Source organism: Labrenzia sp. THAF191a (genome assembly GCF_009363335.1).
Classification (GTDB): domain Bacteria; phylum Pseudomonadota; class Alphaproteobacteria; order Rhizobiales; family Stappiaceae; genus Roseibium; species Roseibium algicola.
This window is the reverse complement of sequence record NZ_CP045333.1, coordinates 4,585,899-4,603,720: the sequence shown is the minus strand read 5'-3', so window position 1 is coordinate 4,603,720 and position 17,822 is coordinate 4,585,899. Positions and strand designations below refer to the sequence as shown.

Here is a 17,822-nt window from a genome sequence, read left to right as displayed (position 1 = left end):
AAAGACCAAGCATGCACATTCTCGCCAGCCAGACGCGCCGGATCGATGACGGCGGGGACGCGGTCGACCTCGACCAGTCCCCTGCCGACATTCTGTTCCTATCCGCTGCAGACACCGAGCTGGGAAGCTTTGCCGCTGCGCAATCACGGCTTGGAACAGCCCGTGCAGACCTGCGGCTCGCCAATCTCATGGCCCTGTCGCATCCCTATTCGGTCGATCTTTATGCCGAACAGACCGTCCGTGGCTCTCGGCTGATCGTTCTGAGAATTCTGGGTGGAGTGGAGTACTGGCGCTACGGCCTGGAAAGGTTTGAAGAAGAAGTCCGCGCGAATGGTATCGATCTGATCGTCATTCCGGGCGACGACAAGTGGGACGAAGAACTGACGTCTCGTTCCACCCGATCATCAGCGGAAGTGCATCGCTTCTGGCGATACTGTGTGGAAGGCGGTGCGGAGAATTACGCCAATGCCTTGAGATATGCAGCGCACCTGATCGGAAAGGGCGAGGAGCCCGCGCATCCGGTGCCCCTTCCTCGCGCGGGTATCTATCTTGCTGGCAAGGCCGCCCCCGATATAGCGCAACTGAAGGCCTCCTGGCGGGATCCTGAAAGACCTGTTGCAGCGATCACGTTCTACCGCGCTCTGGTGCAAGGTGCCCAAACCGCACCACTGGATGCGTTGATCGCTGCTCTCGACAAAGCCGGCGTAAATGCACTGCCGATCTATGTGTCCAGCCTGAAGGAAGCGGAATCCGTCGCCGTTCTGGAAAGCCTGTTCGATGAGGCTCCGCCTGATGTTGTGTTGAACGGTACTGCCTTCGCCGTCTCGAAGGCGGGAGCAGCCCATCAGCCGACACCGCTCGATCGTCCCGGCAAACCTGTGCTGCAGGTCGTCTTTTCGTCTTCCTCCAAAGAGGGCTGGGAAGACAGCGATCAGGGCTTGTCGATACGTGACCTCGCCATGCATGTCGTCTTGCCGGAGATTGATGGCCGGATATTGACCCGGGCTGTCTCCTTCAAGGAAGAAGGGATCTTCGATGAGGCCACCCAGTCGACGCCGGTTGCCTTTACGCCTGTTCCGGATCGGATCGTGTTTACCGCGGCGCTTGCGGCTGCCTGGGGGAAACTCGGCCGGAAACCGGCTGCAGCCAAGAAGTCGGCCCTAATCCTGGCAAACTATCCGAACCGGGACGGGCGTCTTGCCAACGGCGTAGGGCTCGACACGCCTGCGTCATGCGTGCATTTGCTCAAGGCCATGTCCGCCGAGGGCTATGACGCCGGCAGGGTTCCAGCAAGCTCCGCCGATTTGATGGATATCCTGACTTCGGGCGTAACCAATGCCCTGGAGGGCCGATCAGGCAAGGAAGAATATCAGGCCTTGTCGCTTCAGGATTACGAGCGTTCCTTCAACAAGTTGCCCGACGTTGTTCGGTCAGCAGTTGTTGATCGTTGGGGGGCACCGTCGGACGATCCTCATGTAACGGATGGCCATTTCCGGCTGGCCCTGCACCGGTTCGGCAACCAGGTAGTCGGTATTCAGCCTGCGCGCGGCTACAACATCGATCCGAAGGAAACCTACCACGATCCGGCATTGGTGCCGCCGCACCACTATTTTGCCTTCTACATCTGGCTGCGGGAACAATTCGCCGTCGATGCCGTCATACACCTCGGCAAACACGGCAATCTGGAATGGCTCCCCGGCAAGGCACTGGCCCTGGCTGAAAGCTGTTTCCCGGAAGCCGTTCTGGGGCCAATTCCGAACATCTATCCGTTCATCGTCAATGATCCGGGCGAGGGGGCGCAGGCCAAACGACGGACCTCGGCCGTCATTGTCGATCACCTGACACCGCCTTTGGCCCGGGCGGAGAGCCATGGCGTTGCCGAAGAGCTGGAGACGCTGCTTGATGAGTATTATCTGGCGAGCGGCGTTGACCCGCGCCGCCTGAAGGCATTGACGCGGGACATCCTGGACACTGCTGCGCGGCATGGTCTGGACAAGGATATCGGCATTACCGAGACCATGGACGAGGAAACCCGCCTTGCGCGCCTCGATGCTCACTTGTGCGACCTCAAGGAACTGCAGATCAGGGACGGGTTGCATATTCTTGGTGAAAGCCCCGAAGGCGACCTACTGATGGATCTGCTGGTTGCGTTGGCAAGGGTACCGCGCGGCAACAGGCCGGAACAGCAGAGCCTGCAAAGGGCAATCGCTTCGGACCTCGGTTTTGAAAAATTTGATCCACTGGATTGCGATTTCGCAGCCCCCTGGCAGCAAGGTCGACCGGAGCTCCTTGCAAATGTTCTGGAGGCTCCCTGGAGATCGCAAGGCGATACGGTCGAACGTATCGAGCTTCTCGCCCGTGAAATCGTCGCGGGTAATCGAGAAGTATCTGGGGCGTGGCAATCGACCCTTGCTGTTCTGGATGATCTGAACCAGGTTCTGCGGCCGGCTGTAACCGGCTCCGGACACGCAGAAACAAGCGCGGTGCTGACGGCATTGGAAGGTGGGTTCGTTGCCCCCGGGCCATCCGGTGCGCCTTCGCGCGGGCGTCCGGATGTGCTGCCCACTGGCCGGAACTTCTACTCCGTCGATGTACGCGCAGTGCCGACCGAAACCGCATGGCGGCTCGGCTGGCAATCCGCATCTCTCGTTGCAGAACGGTACTTCCAGGAAGAAGGCGAATGGCCGAAATCGCTGGTCCTGACATGTTGGGGCACTGCCAACATGCGAACCGGAGGTGACGACATTGCCCAGGCGCTGGCGCTTATAGGGGCTCGTCCGGTGTGGGAGCAGGGTTCGGGCCGTGTCACCGGATTCGAAATTCTGAAGCTTTCAGAGCTTGGACGACCGCGTGTCGACGTTACCTTGCGGGTTTCCGGGTTTTTCCGCGATGCCTTCCCGCATCAAATGGATCTTTTTGACAGCGCCGCCCGTGCGGTCGGTGCGCTTGAAGAACCGGACGAAGCCAATCCGATTGCCGCACGAATGCGATCGGAAAGTGCACGGCTTCAGGCTGAAGGGCTGGACAAGAACGAAGCCGAACGCAGGGCCGGGTTCCGTGTCTTTGGCTCAAAACCGGGTGCCTATGGTGCTGGTCTGCAGGCGCTGATCGACGAGAAGCTTTGGGAGGAACGTTCGGATTTTGCCGATGCCTTTCTGACATGGGGTGGTTACGCCTACGGTGGCGGTGCGGAAGGCTCCGTCGCCAGGCACGATCTCGAAACGAGGCTGAAAACCGTGGACGCAGTCCTGCACAATCAGGACAACCGCGAACACGATCTTCTGGACAGTGACGACTATTATCAGTTCGAGGGCGGACTGGCAGCGACTGTCGAAGCACTGAAAGGCGAAGCACCGACGGTCTACCACAACGACCATTCGCGGCCTGAGCGTCCGGTGGTCCGTACCCTCTCGGAAGAGATCGGCCGCGTGGTGCGCGCTCGTGCGGCAAACCCGAAATGGATCGCAGGTGTCATGCGGCATGGTTACAAGGGCGCGTTCGAGATGGTTGCGACGCTCGATTATCTGTTCGCATTTGCCGCGACCACCCGTGCCGTGGGAGATCACCATTTTGATCAGCTGTATGATGCCTACGTGGATAACCAAGAAGTTCTGGATTTCCTCAAGGATGCCAATCCGGCGGGTCTCACCGAAATGCTGGACCGCTTTCATGAAGCAATTGAACGCGGCCTCTGGACGCCGCGGCGCAATTCGACCCATGCTGCACTGAATGATTTGAAAACAAGACTGGAAGGGACGGACGCATCGTGACCGCCGACAAGGACAAGCCGGAACTGACCGAAGAAGAACTCAATGCCCGCCATGCCGAGAAGATGCGCAAGAAAAAGGCTGCGCGTGACAAGATCATGGCGACCAAGACCATCGAAAAGGGCTTGCTGATCGTCCACACGGGCAAGGGCAAAGGCAAGTCGACAGCCGGTTTCGGGATGGTGTTCCGTTCTCTCGGTCACGGCCACAAGGTGGGCGTGGTGCAATTCGTGAAGGGCCGGATCGAAACCGGTGAGCGCATGGCGCTGGAACGGTTCTCCGACCTCGTCACGATCAAACGGATGGGTGAGGGGTTCACGTGGGAAACACAGGACCGGCAGCGGGATATCGATGCGGCGAACGAAGCCTGGCAAGCCGCCAAGGACATGATCACATCCGGTGAATATCGCCTGATCCTTTGCGACGAGCTCAACATCGTTCTGCGCTACGATTATCTGGACATCGCCGAAGTGGTCGATTTCCTGAAGAACGAAAAACCGGACGATGTGCATGTCGTCATCACGGGGCGAAATGCCAAGGACGAGCTGATCGACATTGCAGACCTTGTCACCGACATGACCCAGATAAAACATCCCTTCCGGTCTGGTGTGAAACCACAGGAAGGCATCGAGTTTTAGAGCCGGGCACTTGGATCACGAAACCCAGAGGTAATCAAAGGGGATCGAGGATGAGCAAGCTATTCGACCACAGTCTTCGCACGGCCTCGAAGGCGCATGTGGAAACGGTCCGGAAATACGAACTTTACCGAACCGTTGTCGAATTTCTGGCTGCATTGACGTTTCTTGTCGGCAGCGTCTTCTTTTTCTACGACAGCCTGATGTATGCAGGAACATGGTTGTTCGTGATCGGATCCGTTCTCTTTGCCGTTCGGCCGACGGTTCGCTTGATGCTGGAACTGCGGCTCGCCAATCTTCCGGTACCAAGCGAATTTCGGCCATATGGCGCAGCACCATTCGGTAAAGATTGACGTTGCATGGTTGAGACAAAAGCGGCCGGCAAGGTGCCGGCAATCATGGTCCAGGGCACAGGCTCGAATGTTGGCAAAAGCCTGGTCGTCGCCGGTCTGTGCCGTCTCTTTGCCAACCGCGGCCTGAACGTTCGCCCCTTCAAGCCGCAGAACATGTCAAACAACGCTGCCGTAGCAGCCGACGGCGGCGAAATCGGCAGGGCCCAGGCGCTTCAGGCCATGGGCTGCCGCGTTCCGTTGAGTGTTCACATGAACCCCGTTCTGTTGAAGCCTGAAACCGACACCGGTGCTCAGGTAATCGTACAGGGCAGGCGACATGGCACGATGCGGGCGCGCGAATATGGAAAGCAGAAAGCTGAATTATTACCGAAGGTTCTGGAGAGTTTTTCGATAAACGCCTCAGGTGTTGATCTGGTGATTGTCGAGGGGGCAGGAAGCCCTGCGGAAATCAACCTCCGCTCTGGAGACATCGCCAACATGGGATTTGCCGAGGCGGCGGATCTGCCGGTGATCCTTTGTGCGGATATTGATCGCGGCGGGGTTATTGCATCGGTCGTCGGAACTTGTGCGGTGCTGGAAGAAAACGAACGACAGCGCATCAAGGGCTTCTTCATCAATCGGTTCCGCGGAGACCCGAGCCTGTTCGACGAAGGCTTGCGAGAAATCGAGCGGCGCACTGGATGGCAAGGTCTCGGTGTTGTCCCGTGGTTTGCGGATGCTGCGAAACTTCCGGCTGAAGATGCGCTCGGTCTGGCGGACGGATTTGGTGACGGGGGGCTCAAGATCGTCGTTCCCGTGATCTCGCGGATCGCCAACTTCGACGACCTGGATCCGCTCCGGCTTGAACCGGGTGTAACGCTTGAGCTTGTTCAACCCGGCACCCCGTTGCCGGGAGACGCCGACGTCGTGCTTTTGCCCGGGTCGAAGTCCACGATTGGTGATCTCGCCTTTTTCCGCAGACAGGGATGGGACATAGATCTCAAGGCACACCACCGACGGGGCGGGCATATCCTGGGCGTCTGCGGTGGGTATCAGATGCTGGGCAAGATCATCTCGGATCCCGATGGCATCGAGGGATCTCCCGGAACAGTCGAAGGCCTAGGCTATCTGGATGTCGAGACCATACTGACGGCAGACAAATCGACCGTTGCCGCACGCGCGACCCATGTTGCCAGCGGAGCCCCTGTCTCCGGTTACGAAATTCATGTTGGCCGAACGACCGGGCCAGACTGTGCCAATCCCATGATGCGTGTTGATGATGGTCGGTCCGATGGTGCGGTCTCTGCGGATGGGCGTGTTTACGGAACCTACATTCACGGCCTGTTCACCGACGATGCCTTCCGGACGGCATACCTGAATGCCTTCGGCGTTCGCTCAGACATCAGTTACGACAGGGACATGGACAGGATTCTGGATGATCTTGCAGGGCATCTGGACAGCGTCCTCGACGTGGAGGCCATCCTGACGATCGCACGCGGCGCGGCTGAAAACGTCTGACCTAGAAGGCCAGCAATAGCGCCAGACCTGCAATCAGCAACGCCTCGAGTGCGTAGCAGCCAATGAGGATCCTCAAGGCGCGCGAAATATCTTCTGCCCTTGCATCCTTTCGTCCACTCGCATTCAGATACCGGTCATTGACAGTGTAACCCGGATAGATCCGCGGTCCTGCAAGAGCCAGGTTCAGTGCGCCTGCCATGGCAGCCTCCGGCCAACCGGCATTTGGCGAGCGGTGCTTGCGGGCGTCGTCCAGAATACAGGCAATGCTTTTGCGGACCGAGCCTCGGGACAAGGGCGCACACAGGGCGATAAACAGCCCTGCCAGGCGTGAGGCGGGCAGGTTGACCAGATCGTCGAAACGGGCAGCCGCCCAGCCGAAGTCGGCGTAAACCTCGTTCTTGTGGCCAATCATGCTGTCGGCTGTGTTCACCGCCTTGTAGACAATCAATCCGGGCAGGCCGAGCAAGGCGAACCAGAATACGGGCGCCACGATACCGTCGGAATAATTTTCGGCGCAGGATTCGATGGCTGCCCGCGAGACACCGGCTTCGTCCAGCCGGTTCGGGTCACGTCCGACAATCATGGAAACCGCCTTGCGGCCACCTTCCAACCCATCCTTCAACAGGCCATCCCGCACGGCTGCCACGTGACGGTAAAGACTGTTTTGAGCGATAAACACCGCAGCTACGACAGCCTCAAGCACCCTGCCATATGGCAGCCACTTCGCAACGGCCTCAATGACGACACCGGCAAGTCCGGCGCCGGCAAGCAGCGCCAGGAGTGTCAGCACGCCGCCGAGCTTGCGCGTCGCCGGTGCGAATTCCGTTTTGTTGAAATGCCGGTCGAACAGGCCGATCAACTTGCCGATCCAGACAACCGGATGCGGCAGACGTTGCCACATCCAGTCGGGATCACCGATCAGGGCGTCCAGCAACAGCGCGGCGAGAAGCAGCCAGAGAGCGTGGTCGTAAAGCAGCATCCCGGTCCGTCAGACCTCTTTTAGCGCTTCTGCAAGAGCGTCTGTCAGACGTTTGAGATTTTCCGGTCCACCTGGAAGGCCAAAGCGGATCCAGGTTGGTGCGTAGTCGAAGATCCGCGTCCAGATCCTTCGGCGGGCAAGGGCCTCATGCAGGCCTTTTGGATTGCGCAGACCGGCAAGCGCATAGAGAGGCGTGCCGCCGAAGACGCTGAGACCTGCCTCGGAAAGTGCGACTGTCAGATCCGCCATGTCTTCGATCAACTGCCTGGTTGTCCGGTCCTGCCAGGTGCTGTCACGCAGTGCCCTGGCTCCGATTTCCAGTGCCGGTCCGCTGAGGCTCCAGCTGTCCAACAGGCCGGACATTCTGGAAATGGCGGTTTTTTCGCCTGCAAGAAAGCCGATCCGCAGTCCCGCAAGACCGAAGAACTTTCCGAAGGACCGCAAAACGACAACGTTTTCGGTTCCGATGTGCGGCAGCAAGGTAGCGCCCGGAACGACATCGGCAAAGGCTTCGTCCACCACCAGATAACCGCCGCGTGCGCTCAGTGTCCGCGCGATTTCGATCAGGCTTTTGACATCTATCAGACGTCCGTCCGGATTGTTCGGATTGACCAGAACCACGATCTTTGCATCAGCGGGCAGGGAGTAGACGCTGGATACTTCGATAGGTGCTCGGCTTTCCCGCGTCCAGGCATCCCGGTGGCTGGTGTAGGTGGGCGAGGCGAGAACGACCGGCCCTTCGGGAAGTATGATCGGTAGAAGCGACAGCAGAACCTGTGTTCCAGGCGCTGCACAGACAGCGAGATTGTCGGGAATGCGATAAGCTTGGCGAGCAGCTGCAATCAGGTGTTCTTCGGCCCCGCGTGCCGGCAGGCTGGTCCAGGTGGACAGCTGCAGGTCGTCAGGCACGGGATAGCTGTATGGATTTATCCCGGTCGATAAATCCAGCCAGTCGTCATGCGTTCCGCCAAAGCGCTCTATCGCAAGGGTCAAATCCCCGCCGTGTTCCATGAAAATGCCTCTTGCAGTTGGCAGGTCGGCCGATCTGCCTCTTGTCACTCATCTAGCCGGTAGGAAGGCCAAAAGTACAGACGGTTCCCGACATGCGTTGCCGCAAGAACGTCCTGCGCATTTGTTCGTCCTGTCCCAAAAGCTGTTATGCGCTGTTGCCTGCCTTTTCAAACATTTATCCGTGTTCGGTACCGCACTTCTATCATTAGGGTGCAAGGGAGGCGGGTACGGCCGAAAGCAACGCAACTTTGGGCGCATTGACAGATCCGTCAAAGTGCAGAAAAAAGAACAAAAGAAGAACATTGTGCACCGAAGGACGCCCTGATGGCAAAGACAAACCACCATTCACCATTGCTGGACGCGGAACGCGAAGCCCTGTTGACTCAGCTTGCGCTGGCGCGGCAGGCCTTGATCAAGGCGCAGCGCGGCATGCGCTCCAGATCCGGACTGTCACGCTCTGCCGCCGCGGTGATAGAGGAAATCGACGAGTTTGCCTTTGTGCTGACCGGTTCGACCGAGTTTTTTCACACAGGCGCTCACGGAACGCCGCCAAGACAACCTGGTTGATCGTGGCGAGGGCCGACAGCACGATTGGATTGATCAAAGCCTTCGTTGGGTCTCGGAAATCAACTGATCGACAATCCTGTCGAGAATGTCCTGGGGCAGGTGACCGTCTTCAGGAATATCGCCAGCCAGTTCCAGCTGGCGTTCCGCGGAGGTGCCTCTGGCGGCGATCTCCCTCAAATGGCTCACGTCGGACACGCAGTCAAAATGAACTGCGTCCGGGAGAATGAGTTCAATCAGTTCCTCGATCATGTCCGGAAAGGCTGCCGTTTCGTTGCGGCCGAAATCGATCAGTTGTGCATTTGTGCCGTGTCGTTGTGCCTGCCAGCGGTTTTCCGCCAGGAGAAACCGTGAATATTGCCTCCACCCCTGATTGGCGCGGCGCAACCGGTAAAGCATGCGGCACAGGCATCTGAAAGTCGCCGCTATGGCGACGGCGTCGTCAAGCAAGGGGCAGACATCAGTAATGCGCATTTCCAGTGTCGGAAACCGGTCGGAGGGGCGCAGGTCCCACCAGATCTTGGTGGCATCTTCGATGACACCGGCGCGAACGAGAATGTCGACCGTGTGCCGATAGTCGAAGTAGCTGTCGAATCCGGGTGGCAGGCCGGTCCGCGGCATTTCGTTGAAAACCGATAGACGATAGGACTTCAGGCCGGTGTTCCGACCACGCCAGAACGGGGATGAAGTGCTGAGTGCGAGCAGGTGCGGCAGGAAATAGGCGAGCTGATTGAACAGTTCGATGCGCAGTTCTTCGTCTTCGATACCGACATGAACATGCATTCCGCAGATCACCATGCGCTTGACCACGAGCTGCATGGTCCTGGCGATCTCGTTGTAACGTTCCTTGTCTGTGTGCGGCTGGTCCGTCCAGTCGGCGAACGGGTGGGTTGAAGACGCAATCGGCGCCATGTCGAACATTGCCGCCTCGCGCGCAATGGTCTTGCGGAAATAGCCGAGTTCCGTGCGTACCTCCTGCAGACTGAAGCATACCGGTGTTCCGACCTCGATCTGACATTTCAGAAATTCAGGACTGACTCGTCCTTCAAGGGCGGTTTCGCAGGCCTTGAACAGTTCCGGTGGTGGCGAACTCGCCAACATGCGGGTCGATCTGTCGACGAGGAGATATTCTTCCTCGACGCCAATGCTGAAACTCGGTTCCTTCATGCTAGGCAGCTTCCGTGCTGTTACAGCGTTCGGTCAAGGCAGGATAAATGCGGATGGAGCACCTGAGAAACGATCGACACCCGCATCCTTGCCAAAAACTACCAGATGTTACCCGCGCCAGGCGTATAGGCTGCACCCATCACCGTGTTCGCCTTGACGATGTCGCACTCAAGAATGCCGGAAAACCTGGCGATCGGAGTGCTTGTCTCGGTCATGCTGGCAGAAACCTTGAATTTGCTGCCGGCCGAGATCTCGACAGTGTCCATGCCCTGGATGAGCACGCTTTTCGGCGCACTGATGATGACATCCTGGTTCTGTAGCGAAATCACGCTTTCCAGATCAGCAATTCGGTTTTCCAGGTCATTGATGCGCTGGCGCAAGGCTTCCACAAGAGCCGCGGTATTGTCGCTGGCGGAAACAGCTTGAGGTGTCTTGCGCGGCCGGGGCGGTTCAACGCGTTTCATGGTTGATGTCGTGATCACTCGCGCCGGTTTGCCTGGCGCTGGCGGACTTCCACCTGGTGTTTTCATGGCACATCCCCTTTTTCAAGGCTTCTGGACAGAAGCTAACATGACGCAAGGGAAAGATGTAGCATCGGCTTCGTTCAAGACAACGAACGCCCAAAAACATGCAATGATTTGAAAAAGTGTCTGGAGGCCCCGACCGGAATCGAACCGGTGTACACGGATTTGCAATCCGCTGCGTCACCACTCCGCCACAGGGCCCCTAGGTGGTGTGCCGCGCCTTATCAAACAGTTGCGCGATTTGGTCAAGCCCTGTTTTCAACGTCGTACACATTTCCACCGTTGCCGATTATCGATTTGAGGAAAGCCATTAGTTGCTGCTTATTTTCGGCAGAAACCGGGTGCCATCGCAGGATCTGCTCGCGCGGATACTTGTCAGGCAGCCTTTGCATCGCTAATGAACGTTTCTCAAGAGGCGCCGGTAATCCGGCATGTCAAAGTGAGGGCCGATATGACGGACTTTAATCAGTCCCGCCGCAAGATGGTGGATAACCAGCTGCGCACCAACGATGTGACCGATCACCGGATCCTGGACGCAATGGAAGTGGTGCCGCGCGAGCGCTTCGTTCCCGCATCCAAACGTGCCGTTGCCTATATCGACGAAGACCTGCCGATTGGAGCAGTCGAAACCGGCCGCATGCTGATGAAGCCGCATATTTTCGGAAAGCTGGTTCAACTGGCGGATATCCGGGAAGGTGATGTCGTTCTGGTCATTGGAGCTGGCACCGGTTACAGCGCTGCAGTCGTTTCCAAACTTGCTGCATCCGTCGTGGCTCTTGAGGAAAATCCGGACCTTGCCAAGACCGCGACCGAGGTTCTGGTCGATCTCGGCATCGAAAATGCGGTGGTCGTGGAAGGTGCACTGGCAGCGGGCTATTCTTCCGAAGGTCCTTACGACGTCATTTTCGTGGACGGAGCCGTCGAAGTGCTGCCCAAGGCACTGACTGACCAGCTGAAGCCGACAGGACGCCTGACAGTGATTGAAGGGCGCGGTGGTGCTGGTGTCGCCAAACTCTACCAGAAATCGGGATCTGCGGTGAGCAGCCGATTCGGTTTCAATGCCTCCGTTAGCGTGCTTCCTGGCTTCGACAAGGCTGACGAATTCGTTTTCTGAGCGATCAATTTGGTCCGGACTGACAGAAACCCGCCGAATGATGGCGGGTTTTTGCTTTAAAAGCCGAGAAATGGCTTAACGCAGCGATAACTTGTTGCCATTAAGCCGCACTCGCGGAAATTCGCAATTATCCGCTCTCAAACGGTTGAAGAATAACACCCATCAGTTTACTCAACAGGATCAAATAGGTTGACCCGGAAGGAGTGTGGGGTGTCTGGTCGTTCAACTCTAAAAGTTTTGACCATTGCTATTGGGCTGTTGGGTGGCGTTTCCGCCACCGCCTTGACCGGTGCCTCCCTGTCCCCCGCTGATGCTGAAACCATCAGAGAATCGCTGGCGCTTGCCTATTCGAACAATCCCACCTTGAACGCGGCGCGTGCGCAGCTTCGTGGTGTGGATGAGAATGTGCCTCAGGCACTGACAGGCTGGCGGCCAACCGTGACAGCATCCGCAGCGGCCGGACGCCTCGCAGCCGGGGCCGACTCGGCGATCGACTATCGCAACAACGCGTCGATCTCGCTGACGATCAGTCAGACCCTGTTCCGCGGCTTCCGGACGATCAATTCCACCCGTCAGGCAGAAGCTGTCGTGCGTGCTCAGCGCGAAAGCCTGATGTCGACGGAACAGGACACGCTGCTGGATGCGGCAACGTCCTACGTGGATGTGATCAGGGATACGGCTCTGGTGTCGCTTCAGCGCAGTGACCTTGCCTTCCTTCAGGAACAGGTAAGAGCCGCACGTGACCGGTTTGACGTAGGTGAGGGCACCCGGACGGACGTCAGCCAGGCGGAAGCCCGCGCTGCCGAAGCCCGCGCCAGCCTCAACACCGCGATGGCCAACCTGAATACAAGTCGCGCCATCTACCGTCAGGTGATCGGCGTTGAGGCACGCAGCCTTTCGGCCGATACGTCGATCAGCCGCTACGTTCCCAAGTCCATTGACCAGGCGATGCAGCTGAGCGAAACACATCAGCCGTTGATCCGGCAGGCGCAACACCTTGTCGATGCCGCCATTTTCAACATCAAGACGATCGAAGGTGAACTTCTGCCGACCGTCACCTTGGATGGTAGCATTTCCAGATCGTGGAACCCGTCTGCAACGACCGACTACAGCGACAATGCGCAGATCTTCGGTAACGTCAGCATTCCGCTCTATCAGGGTGGTGGCGTGTCTTCGCGTGTGCGACAGGCCAAGGAAGAACTGGGCCAGACCCGTCTGCAGCTGGATGTGGCGCGCGATCAGATTCGCGCCAACGTCATTTCCGCCTGGGGTAACTACCAGGCGGCTGAAGCTTCCATTGTTGCAGCCCAGGCCGCTGTCGAAGCACAGCAGCTGGCTCTGGAAGGCGTCATTGAAGAGCAGCGCGTCGGTCAGCGCACCACGCTCGACGTTCTTGACGCGCAGCGCGAACTGGTCATTCAGCAGTCCAACCTCGTAACAGCGCAGCGCAATCGGATTGTCAGCGGATATCAGCTGGTTGCTTCGATTGGCCGGTTGGACGCTGAATCACTTGGCCTCAACGTTGCCCGCTACAATCCGAAGCAGCATTACGAAGCCGTGCGGGACCAGTGGTTTGGTCTGCGCACTCCGGATGGCCGGTAAGAAACTGGTAACTTATATTCTTCACGATGGCGGCTGACGGTCGAAAGATCTTCAGCCGCTTTTGTTATTCGGCTGAACATCCTGACAAATTTACGAAGGATGACGTGAAACGCCTGGCTGAATTCCACCCTTGATCGGTAATTCCCGACTAAAAAGGGGATAAGGCGATGCTTCGGGGCGCGTTCACTTTGCGCGTTTCTTATTGACCCGCATAATTTCGGTTAACGAATCATTTTGATGGAACAGATTGTTCCTGAGCGTAGCCGGTAAGTACGGGGGAAGTCATGGCGCAGGCGAAGAAGGCTGATGAGCCGTCGATGGAGGAAATCCTCGCGTCGATCCGCCGAATCATATCCGATGAGGACTCCCAGGGAGCCGAAGACGGCGAAAGCGGCAGCAGCGAACCCGTAGAGACACCAGTAGAAGAAGAGGCGGCGGACGATATGGGCAATGCCTCCGAAATGTCCCAGGACGATCTCGACAAGCTGTTCGACATGAGCAGCGACGACGACGAAGACGACCTTCCGGTAGAAGACGACGACGCGGATGACATGGCTGCAGCCATGGCTGCGGATGCCGAAGAAGACGAAGGCGAAGACGTTCTGGAGCTGACCGAGGAACTGGCGATTCCTGACGATGATGCGATGGACATTGTCGAAGGAATGGCAGAGGACCTGGACGGCGACGAAGGGGACATTTCCTTCGCGGCTCCACCTGCTCCTGAATTTGATCCCGAACCGGAACCTGTTTTCGACCCTGAGCCTGTGATGGCCGCTCGGCCGGTGCCTGACGATCTGCCGAATGTGGCGGACGACGCCCCTTTGACATCGCAGAACACCGGTGAAGCTGTTCATGCAGCATTCGACAACCTGTCGAACATGTTTGTAGGCTCGCAGGCGCAGACGGTTGAGGAGCTGGTCAAGGAAATGCTGCGGCCGATGCTGAAGGCATGGCTGGACCAGAACCTGCCCGGAATGGTCGAGCAGATGGTTCAAAAGGAAATTCAGCGCGTGACGCGCCGGCGCTAGGCCGGATTTATCCGACGATTTTCAGTCAGGGGGTGTCAGATGGCATCCCCTGAATTCGTTTCTGGCAATCGCTGAGCACATGCTCTGCCATTCGCAGCCTTGGCATGCCTTGCGGATTGAGCCGTTAGCGAACGCATCCCTCAGAAAAGACAGGGTCTGTCGGTCCAAAACGACGGAATTGCCCTCTTCAAGAGGGCGTCCGAGCACCAGTGCAATATCAGCCGCCGCTGTCCGGTCCCTGTTGCGAACGCTTTCATTTCGACAATGGCAACCCGGTTCGTCCAACATTGGCTGGCACAAGGTGTCAGGACCTTCTACCAGCTCAATGGGTTCACCTTCATTCAGGCGCTGAACGATTGTGCTGTAATTTTCGACAAAGGCCGGCGTATAGCCTTTGCCCAGATAGGTCAGCATGCAAAGCAGGTGGTGTGGACGGATTGAAACGGTCATGCCCCGCTTATCGCAGCAAACGTCATTCAACCCAAGTTCTGATCGGCAGACAGGCACTTCACCTATCAAAAGCGCTACTGGGCAGCAGGTTTGGCCCGCATAGGCGGTTGACTTGCGGCAGCGCATCCGATTTACACGGGCTTCACGAAAATCGAAATTCATTCTCCCATTGAGTGACCCTGATGCTGGATAAGACCTACGATGCGGCCAGCGTTGAGCCGCGGATTTACGAAACCTGGGAAAAGGCGGAGGCCTTTAAGGCCGGAGCTGGTGCCAAAGAGGGTGCAGCCTCCTTTTCCATCGTAATTCCGCCGCCGAACGTAAACGGTTCGCTGCACATGGGGCATGCTCTCAACAACACGCTTCAGGACATCCTGATCCGCTGGAAGCGCATGCAGGGCTTCGATACTCTTTGGCAGCCGGGCACCGATCATGCGGGGATCGCGCTTCAGATCGCTGTCGAAAGACAGATGGCCGAACGCAATGAGCCGAGCCGCACAGAGATCGGCCGCGAGGCATTCGTACAGCGTGCGTGGCGCTACAAGGGAGAAGTCGGCAGCGCGATTATCACTCAGCTCAAGCGTCTGGGCGCATCATGCGACTGGTCGCGTGAGCGGTTCACCATGGACGAAGGCCTGTCGGAGGCTGTCCGCAAGGTTTTTGTCGACCTCTATAACGAGGGGCTGATCTACAAGTCCAAGCGGCTCGTCAACTGGGATCCGAAGATGGAAACAGCCATTTCGGATCTCGAGGTCGAGAACATCGAAACCGATGGACACATGTGGCACTTCCGCTACCCGTTGGCCGGTGGCGCGACCTATGAATACGTCGAGAAAGACGAAGAGGGGAACATCACCCTTCGCGAGACCCGTGACTATATTTCGATTGCCACGACGCGGCCGGAAACCATGCTGGGCGACGGTGCCGTTGCCGTTCATCCGGACGATGAGCGTTACAGGCCAATTGTCGGCAAACTTTGCGAAATCCCGGTCGGGCCGAAGGAACATCGCCGTCTGATCCCGATCATCACCGACGAATATCCGGATCCGGATTTCGGCTCGGGGGCGGTCAAGATCACCGGTGCACATGATTTCAACGACTATGGTGTCGCTCAGCGCAACAAGATCCCGATGTACCGCCTGATGGACACCAAGGGTGCGATGCGCGCCGATGGTGCGCCTTATGTCGAAGAGGCCGCCAAGGCCCAGGCGATCATCGATGGCGCAGAGATGACCATTCAAGAGGTCGATCTCATCAACATCGTTCCGGACGACCTGCGCGGTCTCGACAGGTTCGAGGCGCGCAAACGGGTTATTGAACAGATCACGGCGGAAGGTCTGGCAGTTACGGCGCCGGCGGATCATCCGGACGTTGCCTGGATGAAGGGGCAGGCCCCTGAATGGAACACGCTTGGCCGGGCCGTCGTTCGGCCGCTGGAGGAAGGCGCGGAAGCGCCGGAGCGGTTGCCGCTGGTTGAATCCAAGAAGATCATGCAGCCGTTCGGCGACCGCTCCAAGGTCGTCATTGAGCCGATGCTGACGGACCAATGGTTTGTCGATGCCAAGACACTGGCGGCTCCCGCCCTGAAAGCCGTTCAGGACGGCACGACCAAGCTCATTCCTGGCAACGCCGACAAGGTCTATTTCAACTGGCTCAACGACATTCAGCCCTGGTGTATTTCCCGCCAGCTCTGGTGGGGCCATCAGATCCCCGTCTGGTACGATGAAGATGGCAAGGAATACTGCGCGCATTCCGAGGAAGAGGCCGTTGCAATGGCCGGCGGCAAGGCGCTGACGCGCGATGAGGACGTCCTAGACACGTGGTTCTCCTCTGCGCTCTGGCCGTTTTCGACGCTTGGTTGGCCACACAAGACGCCGGAACTCGAGCGCTACTACAAGACGGATGTGCTCATCACGGGTCTCGACATCATCTTCTTCTGGGTTGCCCGGATGATGATGCAGGGCATTCATTTCATGGACGAAGTGCCGTTCCACACGGTTTACTTCAACTCGATCGTTGTTGATGGCAAGGGCAAGAAAATGTCCAAGTCGACCGGCAACGTGATCGATCCTCTCGATCTGATCGGCCGTTTTGGCGCCGACGCTACCCGGTTTGCGCTTGCAAGCCAGGAGGTGCAGGCCCGCAGGATGCTTCGGATGTCCGATCAGGCAGCCGAAGGCGGTCAGCGCTTTGCGACCAAACTCTGGAACGCTGCCCGGTTCGCCGAAATGAACGGCTGTGCACGGATGGAAGGATTCGACCCGGCAGCAACCAAGCACACGCTCAACCGTTGGATCGCAACGGAAACAGGCCGCTGCATCGCCGAGGTTACCGAGGCACTCGAGGACTTCCGGTTCAACGATGCATCCGGTGCTGCCTATCGATTTACCTGGAACACGTTCTGCGACTGGTACCTGGAACTCGCAAAGCCGATCTTCAACGGTGAAGATGAAGCAGCCAAGGCCGAAACCCGGGCAACGGCAGCATGGGCGTTGGACGAAATTCTGAAGGTCCTGCATCCGATCATGCCGTTCCTGACGGAAGAACTGTGGGAGCGTCTCGGAGACGAAGGCAACGCGCACGATGGCCTGCTGATGCTGACTGCATGGCCGGAGGCCAAGGTTTCCGATGAGGCTGCGGCTGGTGAGATCAACTGGCTCGTGGATCTGATTTCCGAAATCAGATCTGTTCGCGCGGAAATGAACATTCCGGCAGGTGCGAAGGTCTCAGTGGTCGTCGCAGGGGCCAGTGACCAGACCAAGGCCCGGCTCAAGACCCACGAATCTGCCATTCTTCGTCTGGCAAGGGCAGAGGCCGTTTCCCTGGCTGATGCAGCTCCCTCCGGAGCGGCCCAGATTATTGTCGGCGAAGCCACAGTCTGTCTGCCACTCGCCGGGGTCATCGACCTAGGTGCCGAAAAGACCCGGCTTCAGAAGGAAGCCGGCAAGCTGGAAGGTGAGATCTCGAAGATCGAGAAGAAGCTTTCCAACCCGGCATTCGTTGCCAAGGCCCCCGAAGAGGTTGTTGACGGCGAACGCGAAAAAGTTGCCGAATCCAAGGAAAAGCTGGAGAAGGTCCAGACGGCGCTCAGTCGTCTGGCGGAAATCGGCTAGATCATTTCTCGGCCCGGA

General features: G+C 58.1%; 14 protein-coding genes and 1 tRNA gene. 9 read left to right on the top strand and 6 right to left on the bottom strand.

What is annotated here, in order from left to right:
* Positions 1-11 precede the first annotated feature (11 nt).
* Genes cobN through FIV05_RS21195 form a run of 4 tightly spaced genes read left to right on the top strand, consistent with a single transcriptional unit; the run spans position 12 to position 6,252 of the window.
* Positions 12-3,770 (top strand): cobaltochelatase subunit CobN, encoded by a 3,759-nt coding sequence (gene cobN / locus FIV05_RS21210; protein ID WP_152510877.1) that lies wholly within the window; start codon positions 12-14, stop codon positions 3,768-3,770.
* Positions 3,767-4,405, top strand: coding sequence for a cob(I)yrinic acid a,c-diamide adenosyltransferase (gene cobO, locus FIV05_RS21205; protein WP_022998764.1), 639 nt, complete (start codon positions 3,767-3,769; stop codon positions 4,403-4,405). Before cobN ends, cobO begins: the two co-directional genes overlap by 4 nt.
* Positions 4,406-4,455: 50 nt before the next feature.
* On the top strand, positions 4,456-4,755 hold the full coding sequence (locus FIV05_RS21200; RefSeq protein ID WP_152510876.1) for a YrhK family protein: 300 nt from the start codon (positions 4,456-4,458) through the stop codon (positions 4,753-4,755).
* 6 nt (positions 4,756-4,761) lie between these two features.
* Positions 4,762-6,252, top strand: a complete 1,491-nt coding sequence (locus FIV05_RS21195) for a cobyric acid synthase (protein WP_152510875.1) — start codon at positions 4,762-4,764, stop codon at positions 6,250-6,252.
* A gap of 1 nt (position 6,253) precedes the next feature.
* Here FIV05_RS21195 and cbiB read toward each other — a convergent pair whose 3' ends face one another.
* Positions 6,254-7,231 carry an adenosylcobinamide-phosphate synthase CbiB gene (cbiB, locus tag FIV05_RS21190; RefSeq protein WP_152510874.1) on the bottom strand — a complete coding sequence of 326 codons (978 nt, stop codon included), beginning with the start codon at positions 7,229-7,231 and terminating at the stop codon, positions 6,254-6,256.
* Positions 7,232-7,240: 9 nt separating this feature from the next.
* Complete coding sequence (gene cobD / locus FIV05_RS21185; protein ID WP_152510873.1) at positions 7,241-8,242, bottom strand: threonine-phosphate decarboxylase CobD; 1,002 nt, start codon at positions 8,240-8,242, stop codon at positions 7,241-7,243.
* Positions 8,243-8,566: 324 nt separating this feature from the next.
* Between cobD and FIV05_RS21180 the strand changes: the two genes are divergently transcribed.
* Entirely contained in the window at positions 8,567-8,809 is a 243-nt protein-coding gene (locus tag FIV05_RS21180) for a hypothetical protein (RefSeq protein WP_152510872.1), read from the top strand.
* Between the two features lie 33 nt (positions 8,810-8,842).
* On the opposite strand, the gene FIV05_RS21175 is transcribed toward FIV05_RS21180, so the two are convergent.
* The 3 genes from FIV05_RS21175 to FIV05_RS21165 form a co-directional block, all read right to left on the bottom strand.
* Positions 8,843-9,973 carry a carboxylate-amine ligase gene (locus FIV05_RS21175; protein WP_152510871.1) on the bottom strand — a complete coding sequence of 377 codons (1,131 nt, stop codon included), beginning with the start codon at positions 9,971-9,973 and terminating at the stop codon, positions 8,843-8,845.
* Positions 9,974-10,071: 98 nt separating this feature from the next.
* On the bottom strand, positions 10,072-10,437 hold the full coding sequence (locus FIV05_RS21170) for a hypothetical protein (protein ID WP_022998757.1): 366 nt from the start codon (positions 10,435-10,437) through the stop codon (positions 10,072-10,074).
* Positions 10,438-10,624: 187 nt separating this feature from the next.
* Positions 10,625-10,698, bottom strand: a tRNA-Cys gene (locus FIV05_RS21165).
* Between the two features lie 250 nt (positions 10,699-10,948).
* Here FIV05_RS21165 and FIV05_RS21160 point away from each other — a divergent pair.
* The 3 genes from FIV05_RS21160 (at position 10,949) to FIV05_RS21150 (ending at position 14,241) form a co-directional block, all read left to right on the top strand.
* Positions 10,949-11,611, top strand: coding sequence for a protein-L-isoaspartate O-methyltransferase (locus FIV05_RS21160; protein WP_055656503.1), 663 nt, complete (start codon positions 10,949-10,951; stop codon positions 11,609-11,611).
* A 237-nt stretch (positions 11,612-11,848) separates the two neighbouring features.
* Positions 11,849-13,213 carry a TolC family outer membrane protein gene (locus FIV05_RS21155; protein WP_286202216.1) on the top strand — a complete coding sequence of 455 codons (1,365 nt, stop codon included), beginning with the start codon at positions 11,849-11,851 and terminating at the stop codon, positions 13,211-13,213.
* 284 nt (positions 13,214-13,497) lie between these two features.
* The gene (locus tag FIV05_RS21150) at positions 13,498-14,241 is read left to right on the top strand and encodes a DUF2497 domain-containing protein (protein ID WP_022998753.1); all 744 of its coding nucleotides are present in this window, start codon (positions 13,498-13,500) and stop codon (positions 14,239-14,241) included.
* Positions 14,242-14,262: 21 nt separating this feature from the next.
* On the opposite strand, the gene FIV05_RS21145 is transcribed toward FIV05_RS21150, so the two are convergent.
* Complete coding sequence (locus FIV05_RS21145; RefSeq protein WP_286202215.1) at positions 14,263-14,853, bottom strand: DUF1284 domain-containing protein; 591 nt, start codon at positions 14,851-14,853, stop codon at positions 14,263-14,265.
* A gap of 20 nt (positions 14,854-14,873) precedes the next feature.
* Between FIV05_RS21145 and FIV05_RS21140 the strand changes: the two genes are divergently transcribed.
* The gene (locus FIV05_RS21140) at positions 14,874-17,804 is read left to right on the top strand and encodes a valine--tRNA ligase (RefSeq protein WP_152510870.1); all 2,931 of its coding nucleotides are present in this window, start codon (positions 14,874-14,876) and stop codon (positions 17,802-17,804) included.
* Positions 17,805-17,822 lie beyond the last annotated feature (18 nt).